Annotated in this window: 16 protein-coding genes; 7 read left to right on the forward strand and 9 right to left on the reverse strand. The window is 51.0% G+C overall.

All coding sequences use genetic code 11. The features are described from left to right. Window positions 1-155 precede the first annotated feature (155 nt). Entirely contained in the window at window positions 156-1,130 is a 975-nt protein-coding gene (locus tag WBJ47_RS13045; RefSeq protein ID WP_422243529.1) for a Bug family tripartite tricarboxylate transporter substrate binding protein, read from the forward strand. A 60-nt stretch (window positions 1,131-1,190) separates the two neighbouring features. Here WBJ47_RS13045 and WBJ47_RS13050 read toward each other — a convergent pair whose 3' ends face one another. Both WBJ47_RS13050 and WBJ47_RS13055 read right to left on the reverse strand, forming a co-directional pair. Further along, a complete protein-coding gene (locus tag WBJ47_RS13050; RefSeq protein ID WP_422243530.1) occupies window positions 1,191-2,648 on the reverse strand; it encodes an MFS transporter in 1,458 nt (485 codons plus the stop codon). Between the two features lie 6 nt (window positions 2,649-2,654). Next, window positions 2,655-4,088 (reverse strand): hypothetical protein, encoded by a 1,434-nt coding sequence (locus WBJ47_RS13055; protein WP_422243531.1) that lies wholly within the window; start codon window positions 4,086-4,088, stop codon window positions 2,655-2,657. Between the two features lie 103 nt (window positions 4,089-4,191). Here WBJ47_RS13055 and WBJ47_RS13060 point away from each other — a divergent pair, with 103 nt between their 5' ends. From WBJ47_RS13060 to WBJ47_RS13080, 5 genes are read left to right on the forward strand one after another with little or no spacing between them, the layout of a single operon-like run. Next, the gene (locus WBJ47_RS13060; RefSeq protein ID WP_422243532.1) at window positions 4,192-4,989 is read left to right on the forward strand and encodes an SDR family NAD(P)-dependent oxidoreductase; all 798 of its coding nucleotides are present in this window, start codon (window positions 4,192-4,194) and stop codon (window positions 4,987-4,989) included. A 10-nt stretch (window positions 4,990-4,999) separates the two neighbouring features. Further along, complete coding sequence (locus tag WBJ47_RS13065) at window positions 5,000-6,166, forward strand: acetyl-CoA acetyltransferase (protein ID WP_422243533.1); 1,167 nt, start codon at window positions 5,000-5,002, stop codon at window positions 6,164-6,166. Between the two features lie 14 nt (window positions 6,167-6,180). After that, on the forward strand, window positions 6,181-7,755 hold the full coding sequence (locus WBJ47_RS13070) for an acyl-CoA synthetase (protein WP_422243619.1): 1,575 nt from the start codon (window positions 6,181-6,183) through the stop codon (window positions 7,753-7,755). 29 nt (window positions 7,756-7,784) lie between these two features. Continuing rightward, window positions 7,785-8,762 carry a 2-hydroxyacid dehydrogenase gene (locus WBJ47_RS13075; RefSeq protein WP_422243534.1) on the forward strand — a complete coding sequence of 326 codons (978 nt, stop codon included), beginning with the start codon at window positions 7,785-7,787 and terminating at the stop codon, window positions 8,760-8,762. 36 nt (window positions 8,763-8,798) lie between these two features. Then, the gene (locus WBJ47_RS13080; RefSeq protein WP_422243535.1) at window positions 8,799-9,587 is read left to right on the forward strand and encodes a class II aldolase/adducin family protein; all 789 of its coding nucleotides are present in this window, start codon (window positions 8,799-8,801) and stop codon (window positions 9,585-9,587) included. 36 nt (window positions 9,588-9,623) lie between these two features. Here the strand turns inward: WBJ47_RS13080 and WBJ47_RS13085 are convergent, their stop codons facing one another. The 7 genes from WBJ47_RS13085 to WBJ47_RS13115 form a co-directional block, all read right to left on the reverse strand. After that, a complete protein-coding gene (locus WBJ47_RS13085; RefSeq protein ID WP_422243536.1) occupies window positions 9,624-10,148 on the reverse strand; it encodes a carboxymuconolactone decarboxylase family protein in 525 nt (174 codons plus the stop codon). Between the two features lie 124 nt (window positions 10,149-10,272). After that, on the reverse strand, window positions 10,273-11,172 hold the full coding sequence (locus WBJ47_RS13090; RefSeq protein WP_422243537.1) for an NAD(P)-dependent oxidoreductase: 900 nt from the start codon (window positions 11,170-11,172) through the stop codon (window positions 10,273-10,275). Window positions 11,173-11,199: 27 nt separating this feature from the next. Next, window positions 11,200-14,415, reverse strand: coding sequence for an efflux RND transporter permease subunit (locus tag WBJ47_RS13095; RefSeq protein ID WP_422243538.1), 3,216 nt, complete (start codon window positions 14,413-14,415; stop codon window positions 11,200-11,202). Between the two features lie 24 nt (window positions 14,416-14,439). Next, window positions 14,440-15,570, reverse strand: a complete 1,131-nt coding sequence (locus WBJ47_RS13100) for an efflux RND transporter periplasmic adaptor subunit (protein ID WP_422243539.1) — start codon at window positions 15,568-15,570, stop codon at window positions 14,440-14,442. Beyond that, the gene (locus tag WBJ47_RS13105) at window positions 15,567-17,162 is read right to left on the reverse strand and encodes an efflux transporter outer membrane subunit (RefSeq protein ID WP_422243540.1); all 1,596 of its coding nucleotides are present in this window, start codon (window positions 17,160-17,162) and stop codon (window positions 15,567-15,569) included. Before WBJ47_RS13105 ends, WBJ47_RS13100 begins: the two co-directional genes overlap by 4 nt. A 54-nt stretch (window positions 17,163-17,216) precedes the next feature. Further along, the gene (locus tag WBJ47_RS13110) at window positions 17,217-18,212 is read right to left on the reverse strand and encodes a Bug family tripartite tricarboxylate transporter substrate binding protein (protein WP_422243541.1); all 996 of its coding nucleotides are present in this window, start codon (window positions 18,210-18,212) and stop codon (window positions 17,217-17,219) included. 10 nt (window positions 18,213-18,222) lie between these two features. Continuing rightward, complete coding sequence (locus tag WBJ47_RS13115) at window positions 18,223-19,146, reverse strand: NAD(P)-dependent oxidoreductase (RefSeq protein ID WP_422243542.1); 924 nt, start codon at window positions 19,144-19,146, stop codon at window positions 18,223-18,225. A gap of 172 nt (window positions 19,147-19,318) precedes the next feature. On the opposite strand from WBJ47_RS13115, the gene WBJ47_RS13120 reads away from it, so the two are divergent. Further along, the gene (locus tag WBJ47_RS13120) at window positions 19,319-20,599 is read left to right on the forward strand and encodes an NAD(P)/FAD-dependent oxidoreductase (protein ID WP_422243543.1); all 1,281 of its coding nucleotides are present in this window, start codon (window positions 19,319-19,321) and stop codon (window positions 20,597-20,599) included. Window positions 20,600-20,619 lie beyond the last annotated feature (20 nt).

Raw genomic sequence — 20,619 nt, forward strand, 5'->3', positions numbered from 1 at the left:
GAGTTCTTTTCCACATCACGGAACCATGGGTTATCACGCTGGCATATCCGCTAGATCTTAGGCATACTGGGGAAACACTAAAAAAAACCACATGGCATGAGGCAAGCGCAAGTCAAAGGTTCTCATTGCTAACCAGACCACCAACGGAGCAGACAATGTCATTGATTAAATTATCAGCACAGATGGCCACTCTAGCGCTTGCAGTGTTGAGCGCGACGCCTTCCTTGGCGCAAACATATCCTAGTCGAGACATCACTTTTATCGTCCCCTACAACCCGGGTGGTTCCACGGACCCCCTTTCAAGACAATTCTCCACTCAACTGGCCAAAGAGCTCAACGCAACCGTCAACGTTGAAAACAAGCCTGGCGGCTCTGCAACGATTGGTGTGGGGCAAGTGATTCGTGCCAAACCTGACGGTTACACGATTGGCCTGAGCTCTAACAGCTCTATGGCGTATCAACCGCTCGTCAACAAAGCGCTGGCGTGGAAAAGTCCAGCTGATTATCAGTCAATCGTCTCGCTTGTTGATATCCCCGCCATCATTACAGTCAAAGCCGACTCACCCTATAAAACGCTTGAGGACTTGCTCGACGCTGCTCGAAAAAATCCGGGCAAAATTCGTATTGCAGTATCCGGATATCGAACTGCGCCAGATCTTGTGATTCAAGAGCTCAACAAAGTCGCCAAAGTTAGAATTGCGACGGTTCCTTTTACAGGGGGTGGAGGCGAAGCACTGGTCGCATTACTTGGCGGTCGTGTTGAGGCCACCTCCGGCTACGCGCCCACAGTCCGTTCGCACGTCGATGCAGGAACGGTTCGAGTATTGGCCTCATTTTCCAAAGAAAAATACGCACAGTTTCCAAATGCCGAATCCGTGGTGCAAGCGGGCTATAACGTGACGCTGCCGGCTGACTATGGCGTCGTTGCGCCCAAAGGCATCCCTAAAGAGACACTGGACAAACTTGTGGCCGCCTCGCTTAGGGTCGCGAACAGCAAGGAGTTTGCTGAGTTTGCTCTCAAAAATGGAATGGTTTTAGATGTTCGCGGCCCCAAAGAAATGGATCAAGAAATGATCGATTACAAAAAGACGTTTTCAGATCTGATCGAATTTATGAATAAAAAAGAGTAAAGCCTCACGCTTTAGCACTCCATGCGCGCAAATATCGCCTTGGCTGATTTGCGCGTTTTTTTATTTTTCTCGGGGATGATTAAAAAGAAAAACAACAACAAACGTCAACAAAAAAATCAAGGCTGCAAATAAAAAAGCGAGCTCGAATCCATCCATGATGATTTGTTGGGCCCCTTGTGTAGATGCGAAATTCTCTAACGATTGCCCTACTTCTTGAGAAAAGTGCAAACTAAAGACGCTCTCAAAAAAACTAATCCCTAACAAACTCCCCATATTGAGTGCTATGGGCAATAGTGCACTAGCCTCTCCACGATGTTGGGTAGGCACGCTCGACATGATGAGTCGATTGTTGGGTGGTGAAAATAGCGCGCACACCACGCCAAAACCACACATAAACAAACTAAACATCCATATATTGAGTTGTGTGAGAGCACCAATATAGAGTGCACAAATGCATGCACCTAAACCAAGCGCCAAAAGCACCATCAAGCGAGAGCCCACTCGATCAGCGAGACGTCCAGCCCAAACCCCGGTCGGAGCAAACGACAGCGGATAGATCAGCATCAATGCACTACTCATGAGAACCGTCAAACCAACACTTAGCTCAAGGTAAAACGGCATCAAAAATCGTATTCCACTACTGACGAACTGAAACAGAAACAACGTTAATAATGCAAGGGAAAATCCTGCGCATCGAAACAGCTCGGGTGACAGCAGTGATCGCCCTCGATATGCACGCCATGCCAGCGCAAATGCCGATACTAATATGGCGAATATCAAAGAAAAATTTAACCGTGAGGTCCAACCAAATTCCGCGCCGAGACTCATCATGAGCATCAGGGAACATAACAATATGGAAAACAGCAACAGGCCTGTCCTATCCAGCCCGGGCTGCGATGAGGTGATCAAGCCAGACAGCTTACGTCTTGGCAAGTGGTGATAAGCGACTGCGAGTAACACCACAAAGATCGGGATGCTTGCTAGAAAAATCCATTGCCAAACAAGATAATAAGAAAGCAATCCACCGATAGGAAGACCTGCAATCATGCCAAGGCCAGCCCCTAAAGAAAGCATGCCGTAGCCCCACCCAAGTCTTTTTTGATTGATCCACGCGGGGATCATGGCATAGCTGACGGCTACAAGCGCTCCCATTCCTACTCCTGTGATCAGTCGACTGATCCACAGCTGCTGCAAACTAAACGAAATGCCACTCAACAAGGTACCCGCGCACGCCAGAAGTGCACCATAAAGAAAGATGCGACGTAAGCCATAGCGATCACCCAACCGCCCTGCTGGAAGAAAAGACACTGTTGCTGCCAATAGATAGGCAATGACAACAAAGGAAATCTCTGTCGACGAAGAGCCCAGCTCCCTCGCCATGTCAGGTAAAGCAACGCTAATCACGAACGCTTCAAATTGAAAGGTAAACGCAGCAAACGCGACACAATAAACCACCCACTTTTCATGGCGTGGCACAGTCTCATCTGAAACAAGATAGGCAGCTTTTGGCACAGACATCAAGAATCAAGCGCCATCAGAGAGTTGCGCCACGATGCCTGTTATTGGGCGAGTCACATGGCTGAGTGTTTTGAGACTGAAACAAAAACTATCCATACAAACAAAACTATCATCTTCTGTCAGTAAGGTCACGACCTGTTCACTCACTGATGTCAATACACAAACATGCTCTATGAGAGTATGCAAAAGCAACGCCTTGTCCCTGTCTGTACCCGTTTTTAATCGAAGCGTTTCGTCAGGCATCGCAATGCGGTTGCGATCTTTAAAAATAGAGGCGCATCCCTCTATATTTTTGACTAAATCAACAGCCTCTAGACGAGATGTCAATGCACGCCCCAACAGCTTACAAAGTGGCTGTTGACGGGCAACGCTCAGATACGGAGAAAGATCTTGCAGTTCGAGCGACCGAAAGGAATATAGAACCTCCAACAGAGGGGAATCCTGCTGGGTCAACAAATACTCTCGTGTCCACTCAAGAGACTGCGAGCCAAGCAAGGCTCGCATTACAGGCGCGAACGGTGATGCATGTTCAATTTTCGAAGACTTAGATATTCCGGCAGTCATTTGAGTCAGACGCACCCCAAAAAAATGATCCAACTGTGCAAGGATCTCTACAAGATGCTCTTGAGAGATGCTTGTTTGCCCTGAAGTGAGATCAAAGGTACCTGTGACACAGACGACACGCTCAATATCTTTTAAATAAAAATCAAAAGCTTGTTGAGCGTCTCCATCGAATTGCTGTGTGACAAGATCAGACCAGTCTTGTCTGGAATAGAGTGTATTTTTACCGTATAGCCACCAGGCCTCGCCGTTGGGCAGCCAACCAAAGGCGGTGTAATGCGCCGCGCTTGATAAGGAGATAACGTTGGCGACGCTGCCTCCAGGCATTGTCATCGCCAAAGACGCAAAAATAGCCACCTCATCCAAACAAGAGGTCACCCCCTTCGGGGCACTGGATTTTTGACCTAATAAAGTCTTATTGGCCAAGACAATATCAATATTTCCATAAAAAAATGCGGGAAAATAACCAAGCTTGATTCGCGCCATCAAGGGCTCCAAGGCATTCCGGGGCACAGAACCATCATTGATGCGCTGCAAAAAGCTCGCCTCAATTGTCTCGAGCGCTTGATCGACTATCCTATTTCCGAGTCGCAGCCTTTCATCCGCTAACGAGAGTTCGCCATATATATCAGCCACTTCACTTGGATGGAGATGCTTAAAGTGGCGATCTAACTGCTTTTGAATCGCCCGGACAAACTTAAGCGGGTCTTCGACTCCGTGCGCGCTAGTGTCCGCAGCCACAATCTTGGCTTGTATACGCGCACTAAAATCCCAAAGATTTTGCGACAAAAGATTGCCGAGTACGAGAGGAAGTAACAGTCGTGTATCCGCGAATCCATCAAAGATATTGGGGGCAATCGCAGCGCCTTGTCCTGTCATTCATTCAGACTCATGAGGAACTTCCTATTTATAATTATCCTACTTTAGCGCGATTTGGTAAAGTCTGACTCTGTCGACATTAATTCTAATATTGGAGCCAACCTTGTCCTCAACTACATCTAATAGCCCTGTTGCTGTTATTACGGGCGGTGCCCGCGGTATTGGCCTCGCGATTGCAAAATGGTTTCTCGCCCATGACTACCGCGTAGCGCTTCTGGATATTGAGGCGACAACGCTCAAAACGACTGAGTCCGAGCTCAATGCCCCCTCCCATGTGCTCGCCCTGACCTGCGACATTTCGAAACCCGACCAAGTGCAAACGGCCATTGATCTCGTGGCGGCAAAATTCGGTCGCATTGACGCCCTGGTCAACAATGCAGGGGTCGCGGTGTTTAAACCGCTCTTGGACACCAGCTTTGAAGAATTCCGCACCGTCATGGGCACTAACCTGGATGGCGCTTTTTTGTGCTCGCAAGCCTGTATTCCTTATATGAAAAATCAAGGGAGTGGCTCGATCGTCAACATTGCCTCCATTTCAGGTTTGCGCGCCAGCACCTTGCGAGTCGCTTACGGCACGAGCAAGGCTGCGATTATTCACCTCACCAAACAACAAGCGGTCGAGCTCGGTACGATCGGCATTCGCGCTAACGTTGTCGCGCCTGGCCCGGTCGATACCGACATGGCCAAGCTTGTTCACAGTGTTGCGATTCGCTCTGACTATTACGACACGATTCCCATGAACCGATACGCGACAACTGAAGAAATCGCTGAAGCAGTCGGCTTTCTTTGCAGCCCTGCCGCATCGTTTATCAATGGTCAATGCATCGCCGTCGATGGCGGCTTTGACGCCTCTGGCGTGGGGATTCCTACGCTGCGCAAGAGCCAAACCGGCTCGATCTAAGGAAACAAACATGAAGCAACCTTACATCGTTGGTTGGGGACATACCCCCTTCGGCAAGCTTGACAACATGGACTTTGACCAGCTGATCCGAGAGGCCGCGTTACCGGCTATCGCAAGCGCGGGCCTTGAACCAGGCGATATCGACGGAATTTTTGTCGGTCACTTTAATGCGGGTTTTGTTCAACAAGACTTTAGCGCTGCCCTGATGAGCATTGCAATTCCTGAGTTCCGTCACACACCCTCTGTTCGGATGGAAAATGCCTGCGCAACAGGTTCAGCGGCGATCTGGGCCGCTCTGGATGCGCTGGCAAGCGGGCGGATCAAACGCGCATTAGTAGTCGGCATGGAGAAAATGAATACCCTTCCAAACAAAGAGATTGGTGACATTTTGCTCAAGGCCTCTTTCGTCAAAGAAGAGGGACACACTGAGGGTGGTTTTGCCGGGGTGTTTGGTCAAATTGCTGGCCAGTACTTTGAGCGCTTTGGCGATCAATCAGATGCTCTGGCGGCAATTTCCGCCAAGAATCATGCCAACGGCATGCACAACCCGTATGCGCACATGCGACGAGACTTGGGCTTTGATTTTTGTCGGACGCCTTCCGAAAAAAATCCTTTTGTCGCGGGACCACTGAAACGCTCGGACTGCTCACTCGTTTCTGACGGTGCGGCCGCGCTGGTGTTATCGAATGAACCCTTGTCGGGTGCAAAAGTTCCAGCCGTGCGTTGGCGCTCACGAACACATGTCAACGAATTTCTTCCCCTTTCCCGACGCGATGCGACGCGCTTTGAAGGTGCTGCGTTGGCGTGGCAAAAAGGTCTTGCCGATGCGGGCAGTTCGCTCAACGACTTGAAATTTGTTGAAACCCACGACTGCTTTACGATTGCCGAAATGCTGGAATACGAAGCCATGGGGCTCGCGCCTCACGGTCAGGGCGCACGCGTCATTCTGGACGGCGTGACAACCAAGGAAGGCAAACTGCCCGTGAATCCTTCTGGTGGTCTCAAGTCACGCGGACACCCCATTGGCGCTACGGGTGTTTCCCAACACGTCATGGCAGCCATGCAACTCACCGGGACCGCAGGGGATATGCAGATTCCGGGTGCCAACATGGGTGCGGTCTTTAATATGGGCGGCGCAGCCGTTGCCAACTACCTGAGTGTGCTGGAGTCTACGTGAACGCTGCGCAGTCGATGAATCTGGGGCGGTTACTGACGCACACCGCCCGCTTATATCCGCAACGTCCGGCTTTAATCCTTGGCGACCAGACCTGGAACTGGAAACAGATCAATGATCGTGTGAATGCCATGGTGAGCGCCCTGCGCGCGCACGGTATCCAAAAAGGCGACCGAATTCTGTTGCAGTCCAGAAATAATCTCCAGACCTTTGAAAACAGCTGGACCGCGTTCAAGCTTGGCTGCGTCTGGGTGCCGACTAATTTTCGACTGACGCCTCCAGAAGTTGCTTATCTCGGTGCATCAAGTGGTGCGGTCGCGATGATTGTGGAGGATTGTTTCCACGCGCATACAGACGCAGTGAAAGCGGCCTCAAACACTTTAAAACATATCATCGTGATTGGTCAGCCTCGACCAGGGGAGCTTTCCTATGAGGCGTTAATCACTCAGCACCAGGGCGCAAACGATGCAGAGGAAACAGTTTCGTATGACGATCCACTTTGGTTTTTTTATACCTCAGGGACGACCGGCAAACCCAAGGCCGGCATTCTGACGCACGGACAGATGGCGTTTGTCGTCAACAATCATTTGGCAGACCTGATTCCCGGCACAACGGAGCAAGACTGTTCAATCGCAGTCGCCCCTCTTTCGCATGGGGCGGGCATTCACGCCCTGCTCAACGTGGCACGCGGGGCGGCGACTGTTTTATTGCCAAGTGAAAAGCTTGATCCTGACGCATTTTGGCAGGCGGTCGAACGTTACCGTGTCACCAATATGTTTACCGTGCCGACCATTATCAAAATGCTGGTAGAGCACCCTGCTGTCGATATGTACGATCACAGTTCTTTGCGATATGTGATTTATGCAGGTGCTCCAATGTATCGAGCAGACCAAAAGCTTGCCTTGCGCAAGCTTGGAAAAGTCCTGGTTCAATACTTCGGTTTGGGCGAAGTCACAGGCAACATTACCGTTCTTCCTCGTGAAATGCACAGCGAGGATGATACGGATCCCAATGCAAACATTGGCTCTTGTGGTCGACCGCGTGTCGGGATGGAAGTTGCCATTCTCAACGACAAACTTGAGTCTGTCGCCACAGGCGAAATCGGTGAAATCTGCTGTCGCGGTCCCGCCGTATTTGCTGGCTATCATGGCAATGCCGAGGCCACGACTAAAGCTTTAAGAGGCGGCTGGTTTCACACTGGCGACCTGGGGCGCATGGACGAACGCGGCTTGCTCTACATTACCGGTCGCGAATCTGACATGTATATTTCAGGCGGCTCAAACGTCTATCCACGTGAGGTGGAGGAAGTGCTCCTTACACACCCAGGCGTAGCGGAAATCGCAATCCTTGGTGTCCCGGATGAAAAATGGGGTGAAATTGGCGTGGCGGTCGTTGTCAGACGCGAGGGCGTACCCGCCGTGGAAGCGCCAGAATTGCTGGGGCATCTCGAGGGACGTTGCGCTAAGTACCGCTGGCCGAGGCAGTTTGTATTTTGGGAGTCGATGCCCAAATCCGGTTACGGAAAAATCGTCAAAAAAGATATTAAAGTGCTGTTGATTGAGCGCGGCGACATCACCATCGTCACAACATAATTCCCCTTACCTGATTGCTTTCGATTCACATGCAGCCACACATTGCTTTTCTCACGCCCATGGCGGCACCGACCCTTGAAGTGATTCATCGCCTCAAGCCAGAAGGCTTTACGATTGCATTTGCGAAGACGAATGAACAGTCCGAGCACCTAGAGATGGTCCGTCACGCAGATGTCTTGATGGCAGCGGGGACGTTTATTACTGCTGAGATGATCGCGCAGGCACCACGCTTAAAGTTGATTCAGAAATGGGGAATCGGCGTAGATAAAATTGACCTCGAGGCCGCTAAAGGCGCAGGGGTCACTGTCGCGATCACCGCTGGTGCAACGTCTATTCCTGTCTCTGAGCACACCTTGATGCTCATCTTGGCAACTTCGCGACGCCTGCCTCTGGCGCACCGCAGCCTCCAAGAAGGCAAATGGATTGCCTCTGAGCTTCGTACCGTCTGCGCCAAACTTGACGGTAAAACAGTCGGTCTGTTTGGCTTTGGCAATATTGCACGTTTTGTCGCCAAACGTCTCGGTGGTTTTGATGTCAACATCATTTACCATAGCCGCACGCGCCTGGGTCCTGCAATTGAAAAGCAATTGAACGTGCAATACGTAGACTTTGATACCCTGCTCTCTCAAAGCGATATTTTAAGTCTACATGCACCGCTTACCGAGCAAACCAAGCACCTCTTCAATGCCCAGACATTTGGCAAAATGAAACGTGGTGCGATGTTGATCAACACCGCGAGAGGTGAGCTCATTGATGAGACCGCTCTTGTGGATGCTTTGCGCTCGGGGCAGCTTTCGAGCGCCGGCCTCGATACCTTCGAGGGAGAACCTCCCCGCGCTGACCACCCTTTGCTGCATATGGATCAGGTCGTCGCCACTCCGCATTCGGCCGGTGGCGTGTACGACAACGTTCCCCATATCGTCGGACATATGTACCGCAATATCGAACTCTATTTCAACAAACAAGCGCTAGATGCGGCCGACCTCATCGTGGCACCTCCGCGCTAAGGTAAGATTTCACTAGAAAATAAACAGGAGATTATTGTGAGCGGCAAATTTTCTACTCAGTTTGAGCCCCTGAAAGGCAAAGTCAGCCCTGAAGAGTGGGAAACACGTGTGACCCTAGCGGCTTGCTATCGTTTGATGGACAAGTACGGCATGACCGATATGATTTACAACCATATCACTGCCCGAATTCCAGGCACCGAAGATCTTCTGATTAACCTGTATGGTTTGCTTTACAAGGAAATCACCGCATCAAGCCTCGTGCGCATCACTGTCGAAGGCGAGATTGTGCGCAAGCCCGATACAGACTACGGCATCAACAAAAGCGGTTATGTCATTCACGGGTGTATCCATACCGCTCGCCCTGACATCAGTTGTGTCATTCACACGCATACGCGTGCCGGCATGGCCGTAGCGTCGATGGAGTGTGGCTTGCTACCCATGACACAAACATCCAGTCGCTTTAACAATCACATCGGTTATCACGACTTTGCTGGCCCAGCGATTGATTTGGCTGAGCGTGAGAGTCTTGTGCGAGACTTAGGTCAGCACAACGCGATGATTTTGCGCAATCACGGCTTACTGACAAGTGGTGCCTCCGTCCCGCAAGCTTTTAACTTGATGTATCAACTCGAGATGTCTTGCCGAGCGCAAGTCGATGCGATGGCGGCAGGTGCGGCCTTGTCGATTCCTCCCAAAGAAATTCTGGAGAAATCCGCACACCTGTATCAACCAGGTGTGCGTCGTCCCTATGGTGAGCTTGAGTGGCACGCCATGCTCAGACTGCTGGATGCTGAGCCCGGCGGCTATCCTCTTTACACGTCCTAATTTACCTGGCTAACAAGTGCTCTCGCGGGCAACTTGTTAGCGGACGTCGTGCGAATGAATTTGCAAGGCTTCCAAAAAGCGTGAAACCATGTTGTAAGCGCCAATCGTCGCCGTTAACTCGACGATCAAGCGCTCACTCAGCAATGCCTTGACCCCGGCAAAAACCTCGGGGGACACATGAATCTCTTTGGTCATCGCATCCGCATAAGCAAGCACAGCGCGTTGGGTCGGGTCAAACTGCTTGGACGCTTTCCACTCTGTTAAGTCATCGAGTTGCGCTTGCGTGACACCTTCGCGCAAGGCGATTGGAGCATGCTGCTCTGCTTCGTAGGGTGCGCCATTCACAATCGCAATCCGCATAATCACAAGCTCGCGCAAAGCACCTGGCAAAGAGCTTTGCTGACGGATTGCCGTCAAATAATTGAGCCAGCCACTCGCAACCGGAGGACTGTGCAACAGCATCTGATAGAGATGCAAGACGCTGCCGCGTTCAGCGGTGATACGGTCAACCAATGGTTTTGCTTCGGGATTGTTTAAGTCTGCGTAAGGAATGCGGGCCATGGAATGAGTCTCGACAGATTAAAAAAAGACAGTTTACCTACATCAGCCCAAAAAGTGCCGACAGTCACAGGTCGGCGATTGAATGGCGCCCTAGCCGCATGAACTCTTCGCCTGACGAAATGGCTTAAGCAGCGTCGGTATAGTTACGGATCACGGCTGAATCATCTTGCCGACCATGGCCGTGGCTGCTTGCCTCGATAAACTGTAAAAATGCAGCATGTGCCATTGAGGCAGGAAACGTCGACTGACGTGCACTATCCAGAACAAGACCGAGATCTTTAACAAAAATGTCGACGGCAGAAGCGACATCATCAAATGACTCCGTCACCATACGAGGACCGCGATCGGCAAGCATCCAACTCGATGCCGCGCCGCTTTTGAGAATCTCAAGCGATGTATCAAGTGGCAAACCATTGCGCTTTGCCATGGCCAAGGCCTCAGCCGCTGCAGCAATATGCACACCACACAGCAACTGATTGATGACTTTCATCTGGCTGCCTTTACCCGCATCGCTACCCAGTGAAAAAATATTACCGCCAAAACTCGACAGTACTGGTTGCACACGCTCGCAAATAGCAGGATCACCCGCCATCATCACCGTCAACGTACCATTTAATGCACCATTTTTTCCGCCACTGACGGGAGCATCCACGAGGTGGATCTTCAGTTTTGCCAACCTGTGTGAGAGGTCTTTGACGTACTTGGGCGGCATGGTGCTGCATGCGATAAACACTGAGTCAGGTTTCATCGTGGCGGCAAGACCTTGTTCACCAAACAGGACATCCTCTGTTTGGGCATCATTGACGACGAAACTCACGATAACGTCGCACTCACTTGTCATGGCGACAGGGGTCTGGGCGATATGTCCACCGATTGAAGTCAGCCAGGTCAGGGACTCCGGATTGACATCACGACCCAACAGTTTGAAGCCACTTTTAATAATATTGACCGCGACGCCCCGCCCCATCACACCCAAACCCACTAAACCAACGGAAGCGCCGCTTTTGATGCTGGATGGATTCATGGTGCTATGTACTCCGCTGATGATGGGTTAAGTGGGAGATTGATCTGGGGTCGTATTATCTTGCGTCTGGGCTTTGTCAGCAGCCATTGCACGTTCATGTGCCGCTAAACGTGCTGCGACCTTTGCGTCATGCTTGGCTTGCCGCTTCTCTACCCAAGTTTGAATTTCAACATAAAAGACCGGTACCAGGGCTACGGCCAAACATGTCGAGGCAATCATTCCGCTAAATACGGTGATACCGATAGATACCCGCGCAGCGGCCCCAGCACCTGACGCCGTGAGAAGCGGCACAACACCCAAAATAAACGCAATTGAGGTCATCACGATTGGCCGAAAACGCTCGTGCGAAGCTTTCAATGCCGCCTCAACCGCATTTAAGCCTTTTTTCTGTTCTTCGAGAGCCACCTCAACGATCAAAATCGCGTTTTTAGAGGCGAGCGCAATCATCAGTACCAAACCAATCTGCACGTAAATGTTGTTAGCCAACCCCGTGGCCATGAGGGCAAGTACCGTGCCGACCAACGCCAACGGAACAGCCAAAATGACGGAAATCGGAGCAGCCCAAGACTCGTATTGCGCAGCCAGTACCAAATACACCAGCAAAATGGAGAGTGCGAACACCAAGACGACCGTATTACCAACGAGTTTTTCTTGGTAAGACATCGCAGTCCACTCAAAGCTCGCGGACTCTGGCAACGTGCTGCGCGCCAGCTCCTCGAGTGCCGTGATCACCTGCCCCGAGCTGAATCCGTCAGCTGCCGCGCCCAAGATCGCTGCAGTAGGATAAATGTTGTACTGAGAGGCAATGGCAGGTCCCGTTGTCTCGGTGATTTCAATAAATGATCCCATTGGGACCATATTGCCAGATTTATTTTTAACGTACAGGCGCGAGATCTGATCGGCACTCATACGATTCTTGCCGTCAGCCTGTAGAAAAACTTGATATGTCTGACCGTATCTAAAAAACTGATTGACGTAAGTCGAGCCAACCGAGGACTGCAGAACGTCATAAGCATCTCCCAAAGACACGCCTAAAGTTTCTGCTCTGGAAGGGTTAAAGGTTAGCTTTAACTGAGGGACGTTATTTCTGAAGGGCGTGAAAATCGCCATGATTTCCGGACGCTTACGCGCCTCAGCCAGAAAATCTTCGGTGATTTTTTCAAGCTTTTTAAAATCATTGCTACCATCGACAAGCTGCAACTGCATTTGAAAACCGCCAGATAAACCCAGACCCGGAATCGCAGGGGGCAACAAGACGTTCGCAGAGACTTCTTGAATGGATTTCAGCGATTGCGCCATCCCGAGGTAAATGGACTTGAGGTCCTCGCCTTTACCGCGTTCTTCCCAAGGCTTCAAAATCACATACATGACGCCGGTGTTGGACTGTGAGCTGTTATTGCTCAGCGCATTCACTCCACCGATCGACACCACTTGCTTGACGCCAGGCACCTTTTCAACGGCAGTGACGACCTTAGCCATCCCAGCCTGTGTACGCGATAACGCTGCCGCATCAGGCAGCTGAACGGCAACGACCAAGTAGCCTTGGTCTTCGTTTGGAATAAAGCCGGTCGGCAAGCGAATCAAGCCAATGATGGCACCGACAATCAGCACCAGTCCGACGATGGAAGTGACTTTCCGGTTATTCATCAAGTGGCGCATCAGCCTGGCATACCAGGCTGATATCTTTTCGAACACTTGATCAAACTTAACAAAAAACCAGTTCTTTTTCGCGCCGGGCAACTTGGGAGTAATAAATTGCGCAGCTTGCGTGGGCTTGAGCGTCACCGCATTAATACCGCTGATGAGAGCCGTTGCTGCAATCACCAAAGCAAACTGACGGTACATCTGTCCAGTAATACCCGCGATAAATGAAGCAGGTAAAAATACCGCCATCAATACCAAAGTAATACCGATAATCGGACCCAGTAACTCCGTCATCGCATTAATTGCGCCTTGGCGTGGCGTTTGACCTAACTCAACCTTTTTGGCCACCCCTTCTACCACCACAATCGCATCGTCCACCACAATGCCGATACACAGAACAATCGCAAATAGTGTCAAAAGATTGATCGAAAAACCCATGCCCGCCATACAAGCAAAAGCACCAATAATTGTCACTGGAACGGTGGTCGCGGGGACGAGCGTCGCACGCCAATCTTGTAAAAACAACATGATGACTAACAGCACCAGGATACCCGCTTCGAAAAGCGTGTGATACACCTCAGTAATAGACGCTGTTACGAACATCGTCGTATCAAACGGAATCTCCCACTTAATTTCTTTGGGGAAGGTCTTGGAAATCTTTTCCATCTCCGACTTGACGGCCTTGGCGACATCAATGGCATTGGCTGCGGGGAGCTGATAGATCGCAATCCCACCTGCAGGCTTATCACCTAAGCGAAAAAATTGACTGTAGTTTTGACTGCCCATTTCAACGCGGGCAACATCTTTTAGACGCGTCAACTCGCCTTGATCATTTGTCTTGAGCAAAATCTGTTCGAACTGCTCAGGGGTTTCCAGCGCACTCGTGACATTAAGTGTCAGTTGAAAGTCCTGTCCCATGGGCACTGGAGGCGCCCCCACCTGGCCGGCGGCCAACATCACGTTTTGACGACTGATCGCCGTCGAAACATCGGTTGGCGTCAAGTTGCGCATTTTTAGTTGCGCAGGATCCAGCCAGATCCGCATACTGTAGTTGCCCACACCAAACACGTTTGCCGCAGCCACACCCGGAATACGCGCTAAACGGTTTTGTAATTGCAAATTGGCAAAGTTACTGAGAAACAAGGCATCGTGGTCGGGGTTACTCGAGGTTAACGTCACGAACTGCAAAATAGACGTTGACTGGACCTTTGTCGTCACACCTTGCTTTTGTACCGCTTGTGGCAAAGAGGCCAGCGCGATCGCCACACGGTTTTGTACAGTGACCTGCGCCATATTTGGGTCAGTGCCCACTTCGAAGGTCACCGTCAGCGTGTAACGTCCATCATTGGTCGAATCTGATTGCATGTAGAGCATATTCTCTACACCATTGACCTGATTTTCGATGTTACTCGCCACTAACTGCTGCACGATACTTGCGCTTGCCCCAGGCCACATCGTCGTCACCTGAACCGTTGGCGGTGTCATGGGCGGGTATTGTGCGATCGGCAAACCAAAAATAGAAACTGCACCGATCAGCATCGTGATCAAGGCGATCACATTTCCAAGAACGGGGCGTTCAATGAAGAATTTTGAGAGCATGAGTAGTCCTGTTGCCTGACTCTATTAACGTGCAGGCAACGGAGCAACGGTCGAGAGCTCTGGATTGACAACCAAGCCATCTCTTACGTTGATAAACCCGTTGATAATGACCGTATCGGTCGCTGCTAAACCACTCGTCACCTCGACCAGTGGCGCAAACCTTTGACCGCGCTTAATGTTGCGCCGTGTGGCTTTTTTTGCCTCGTCGATGACAAAGACATAATCGCCTTGCTGATCAGTCAGTATGCTTGTATTGGGAATCAAGACCGCTAAACGGGACTCGCCATATTCCACGCGTACTTTTGCGTACAGACCAGGCAACAAACTAGCATTTTTGTTGGGCAACTCAGCACGCAACTGCAAGGAACCCGTACTGGTACTCAACAGATTAGCCGCAAAGTCCAGCGTACCGGTATGAGGATAACCCTCCTCACCCTGTAACTGCACATGAACGGGTAATTTATTGACTTGAGATTTACGTTCATTTTCAGTGCCAAAGCGTTTCTGATATTTCAGGAGATCTCGCTCGTTGATTGAAAAATAAACATAAATAGGATCGATTTTTTGTATCGTCGCCAGCTTGACGCCCTGAGGACTCGCACCTAGATAGTTACCGACATCGATGAGATGTCGGCCCATCAGCCCATCAAAAGGTGCGCGCACTTCAGTGTAGCCATAGTTGATCTCGGCCAGTTTGAGATTGGCCTCTGCTTGCAGGTACACAGACATCGCCTTGTCAACCGCAGCCTGCGACGTGGCATTATCTTTTAACAAGGCTTTCTGGCGCGTAATTTCGATCTTGGCCTCTTGAAATACTGCACGCGTCAAGTTGACCTGCTGAGCATATTGATCCTGCTCAATGACAAATAACAACTGGTCTTTTTTGACATAGGCACCATCATCAAAGGCGATCTTTGTCAGAAAACCTGGCACTCGCGCCTCGAGATCAACGGAGAGATAGGCCGCAACGTTGCCATCAAAAACTTCGAAACTTCGGACATCCTGAGAGACGGGTTTCGCTACCGTCACCGCAGGAGGTGGACTGACTTTCGGTGCGGCTTTTTTGTCGCAGGCACTCAGCAGCATAACCGCCGCTAAAGCGATCAATACCCCAAACATCCGGCCAGCCATCGTATTGTTCATCATCGTGCTCATTGAATCGTCTCACTTGACTTCACTAATCTTGGCTCGGCAGGATTGACCAAGGCATCACCCCAATTTGTTCTTGCCTGCATTTGCTGGACCATCGCAGCAGGCAAGGCAGGCACAACAAACTCACCTGACCATCCGCCACCCAACGCTTTAAAGGCGGCTACGTAACCAAGAAGATTATTGGTTTGGGTCTGCACCAAGCTATTTTGAACTTGCAAAAGCTGCTGCTGAGCCACGATGACGGTGTTGTAATCGTTTTGACCCGCTTTATAACGATCAAGAGCAAGCGAAGCGGCGCGCTGTGCCGCCGCAACAGACTTGATGAGATCCACAGTTGAGCTGCGTGTCGTTGAAATGGCAACAATCGCCTGTTCAACTTCTTTTTGAGCTTGCAAGACCTGATTTTGGTAAGCCAGCACACTGCTTTGGAAGACCGCATCCTGAACGCGAATCTGGTCGATGATCGCGCCCCGATAAAACAATGGGAACATAAAGCTGCCGCCAATGGAGCTGGTGCGATTATCCCAAGAAAACAAGCTGGATTGGCTCACGTTGTTGACGGAGACATTTTGAAAGCCAAAATAACCGCTCAAAGAAAAACTCGGATACAAGGCAGCCGCATTGACCCCAATCAGTGCCGACTGGGCAGCAGCAGCGTACTCTGCTTGCAATACATCTGGACGACGTCGCAACAAGTCCTTGGGGATGCCGGTTTGTAGGGCTTTGGGAGGCTGCAAACTTGCGCGAGTTTGACCAAAGTTTTTTTCGTAAAAATCTGGGGGTTCACCCAGCAAAATACTCATCGCATATTCGGAATTTTTGAGTGCTGAGATCAAGCCTGGGATTTCGGACTTAGTCTGCTCATACTGTGACTCAGCCTGACTGAGATCTAGCTGTGACGTCGCGCCATTTTTAAACCGGGACGTGGCGATACGCAAACTTTCAGCCTGAAGCCCCAAGTTGGCACGCGCCACGCGAATCAAAGACTGATAATTGCGAATCGTGATGTAGGTATTGGCCACATCAGCAGCCAATGAAACATCCGCCGCATAGTAGGCCGCAGTAGTTGAAAACAACGAAGACACGGTACTTTCGATCCCACGTCGATATTTTCCCCAAAAATCAATCTCCCAGTTAGCCTGTACCACCATGTTCTGTGTGGTCGACAGTGAGGAGACGTTGAGGAACTGCGTCAGTGCATTCGGTTGATCACTACGGACAGCCCCCCCAGTCAAGGCAGCTGTGGGCAACAGGCTGGCGTCTGCCACACCGAGTTGAGAGCGCGCCTGATAAATGCGAAGTGCTGCGCGCTGCAGAGACAAATTATCCTTCGCCGCCCTAGCCAGCAAATCGTTTAGGGTGGGATCATTGAAGTCTGCCCACCATCTCACCGGATTCGGTGTTTTTTCGATGGCGCTCGGAACCGTCTCGGTGAACTCCGTTTTCTTCGGCTCGCTGAAGGAGGATTGCAGTTTGACTTCGGGAGCCTTGAAGTCGGGTCCGACCATGCAACCGGAAACAGAAATGGCTCCAAAGACTATTAAAAAGCGTCTGAGGAGCCACAATTTACAAAAAGCGGGATGTGATGAAGGCATCCACGGATTTTAAAGCACTTTTACCTCACCCGTCGATGCCAAAACAACTGATGTTCAATCCACTTGAGCACCAGAAATTTTCACAATCTCAGCCCATTTTTTCATGTCTTCTTGGTGAATACGGGCAAACGCTGCTGGGCTAGGATCTGCGGCAGGCGTAATACCCTGGGTGTCTGTGAGCCATGTTTTGAACGCAGGCGTCGAAACAATTTTGACCACTTCAGCACTCATTTTGTTGGCAATGTCGGCCGGAAGCTTAGCTGGGCCAAATAATCCGTACCAAGTCGTGCTCACAAAACCTGGCAAATTACAGGCCTCGGCAACGGTCGGAACGTCTGGCAGTGCAGCCAAACGCGTTGGGCTGGTCACGGCCAAAGCAATAGTCCGCCCGCCTTTGACAGAAGCAATGGCGGGTGCGCTCTGATTAAAGAACATCTCCACGTCTCCGCCCAATAAAGCCGTCATCGCCGGTCCCTGACCACGATAGGGAATATGGGCGATATCGACTTTAGCCGCGTTCGCAAACTGAGCACCCGCTAAATGCGTGGAGGCGCCATTGCCGGTCGAACCGTAATTCAACGCACCGGGCTTATCCCGCATCAGCTTAAGCAAGTCTGCACAGGTCTTGACTTGAGGTAGCTTGCTAGGATTGATCAAGAGAACGTTGGGCACGTCACCCAAAATTGCGATGCGGGTAAAGTCTTTTTCCACATCGAAACTAAGTTTTTTATAGAGCGCGGGGTTGATCGCATGCGTGCCTGCTGTGCCAAACAAGTAGGTATAACCGTCTGGCTGGGCACGTGCGACTAAATCAGAGGCAATATTGCCGCCTGCACCTGTTTTAGCCTCCACTACCACAGGCACATTCCAGGAAGCAGTGATCGCCTCGCCTAGTTTGCGCGCGTAAATGTCGATGCCAGAACCATTTGGAAAGCCACCCACGATGGTGATGGCTCGCGAGGGAAATTTGGTATCTGCCTGAGCAAATGCTGTTGAACAGGTAGACGCCGCGATCAGTGCAACCGACAAGTGGGTAAATATTTGACGCATAGTGATCTCCTTAACGCAATGTGCCCTGCCCCGAAATTCGGCGGCAGTGGTTTAAAGATGCTTCGATCAGGTTGTCGCTGGCCTCGGGGGTTCGGAAGGCTGAATGCGCCGAAAGCGTGACATTTTCAATCTTAGTAAAAGGGTGATCTTTGGGAAGTGGTTCGATTTCAAAAACATCCAAACCTGCATGCGCAATTTTTCCTGAACGCAACGCATCCACCATCGCCTGCTCATTAATCACGGCACCTCGGGCTGTATTGACCAAGATCACACCGTCTTTCATTTGTGCAATGCGCTCACGTGAAATGAAACCCTTGGTTTCATCATTGAGCAACAAATGCAATGAAATCACCTGGCTTTGCGCCAACAGCTCGTCTAGCGAGACAAACTGAACGCCAGGATAAGACTTTGGCGTGCGGTTCCAGGCCAAAACCTGCATGCCTGCACCAAGTGCCAAACGTGCCATTTCAGCGGCAATACCGCCAAAGCCGATCAAACCCAGTGTTTTTCCGGTCAGCTGAACGGCTTCTGTGCGTAACCAATTCCCCACCCTCATTTCACGATCCATGCGGGCAAAACCCTTGGCAGAGGCCCACATTAAGGCAAAGGCACACTCGGCCACAGCCGTATCGCCATAGCCTTTAATGATGTGCACCTCAATGCCGATCTCCGCTAACTCTTCGGGATTCATATAGGAGCGAGCGCCGGTTCCGAGAAAAACGACATGCTTGAGTCCCTTGCACTGCTTGGCAATGTTTGTGGGCACGGCGGTATGATCAACAATCAATATTTCTGCATCACCCATGGCAGCCGGGATTTGCTCAGGCGTGATGTCGACCTGACGATTCACCACCAGTGCGATGTCATCAGCGCGGTGCAAACGCTCTGCTACATCACCTAGCGTGTCGCTTGCATCAATAAAAACAGCTTTCATTAGAATCAACTCCCGGGTCAAAAGCCCTTTTAAGTCCATCAAGGGCGTCAATTAAAAATCAGATCATACCGGAGTGTTTAAAGACTCGAACAGTCCTTGATGCTACGATGGATTGACCCAAAAGCCCAAATAACTTTGGGCTATAAACTTCCTTCTTGTCATCACGACCATCATGCATCAGACAGAACACGTTGTCATTATCGGAGCAGGCATTATTGGAGCCACCAGCGCCTACCAATGCCTCAATGCTGGCTTGCGCGTCACCTTGGTCGAACCAGATCAACCCGGAGACGAGCAGGCGGCGAGTTATGGCAACGCTGGTTGGCTTTCTTCCCATTCAGTTCTACCCGCCGCCGCACCTGGCGCATGGAAAAACGTACCAAAATGGATTGCCGACCCTTTAGGACCCCTTGCGATTCGCTGGAAATATTTCCCACGTGCCCTGCCATGGCTGGCACGTTACCTCAATGCAGCCTCCAACTACACAAAAATCGAGCGTACGGCTGTCGCGCTTCGCAGTCTGCTCGCTGGTGCGCCTGATCTACATCAAGAAATGGCCGAACAAGCGGGCGTGAGTCATTTAATTGTGCGTACAGGCCTTTTACATGCCTATCTCTCTAAGTCTCACTTTCTACAGGATGCAAAAGCTTGGGATATCCGCCGCAAAGAAGGTATTGAGTGGCAAGAGCTTGACGCCTCCGCGCTCGCAACGCTCGAACCCGACCTCGATCGACGCTACACCTTTGGTGTCCTGGTCCCGGAAACAGGGAGTTGCAGAAATCCTGGCGCCTACACAGCCGCACTCATTGCTCATGCTCAAAAACGAGGTGCGCAACTCATTCGTGCCCGGGCGACCGGATTTCGGATCGAGCAAGGTCAACTTAAAGCCGTCCTCACCGACCAGGGTGAGGTCGTTTGTGACAAAGCCGTCATTGCCATTGGAGCAAGATCTAAAGATTTGGCGCATTTAGCTGGCGATCGCGTCTCACTTGAGTCTGAGCGCGGGTATCACGCTGTGGTTGGTGAGCCTGAGGCAGGCCCCCGTATTCCCACGATGTTTGCAGACCGCAAAGTGATCGTGACAAGTATGGAACGTGGGTTGCGCGTAGCCGGACAGGTTGAAATTGCAGAAAAAGACGACATACCAGACTGGCGACGTGCCGAAATTTTACGCAAACATCTGGTGGCGATTTACCCCAAACTCCCCAAAGACTTCTCTACTGACCGCATCAAAATCTGGATGGGACGACGCCCGAGCACACCAGACGGGCTTCCCTGTATTGGCCTCGCATCGGGTTGTCGAGATATCATTCACGCTTATGGTCATGGTCACGTCGGACTAGTAGGCTCCGCGCGCACCGGACGTCTGGTGGCACAACTGGCCGCAGGCGCTGAGCCAGAAATTAACCTGGCGCCCTTTAGCCCCCAACGTTTCAAAGCTTTTTACCAATGAACTTCGTGCCATCGAGAAAC

Source organism: Zwartia sp. (assembly GCF_049655405.1).
Lineage (GTDB): Bacteria > Pseudomonadota > Gammaproteobacteria > Burkholderiales > Burkholderiaceae_B > Zwartia.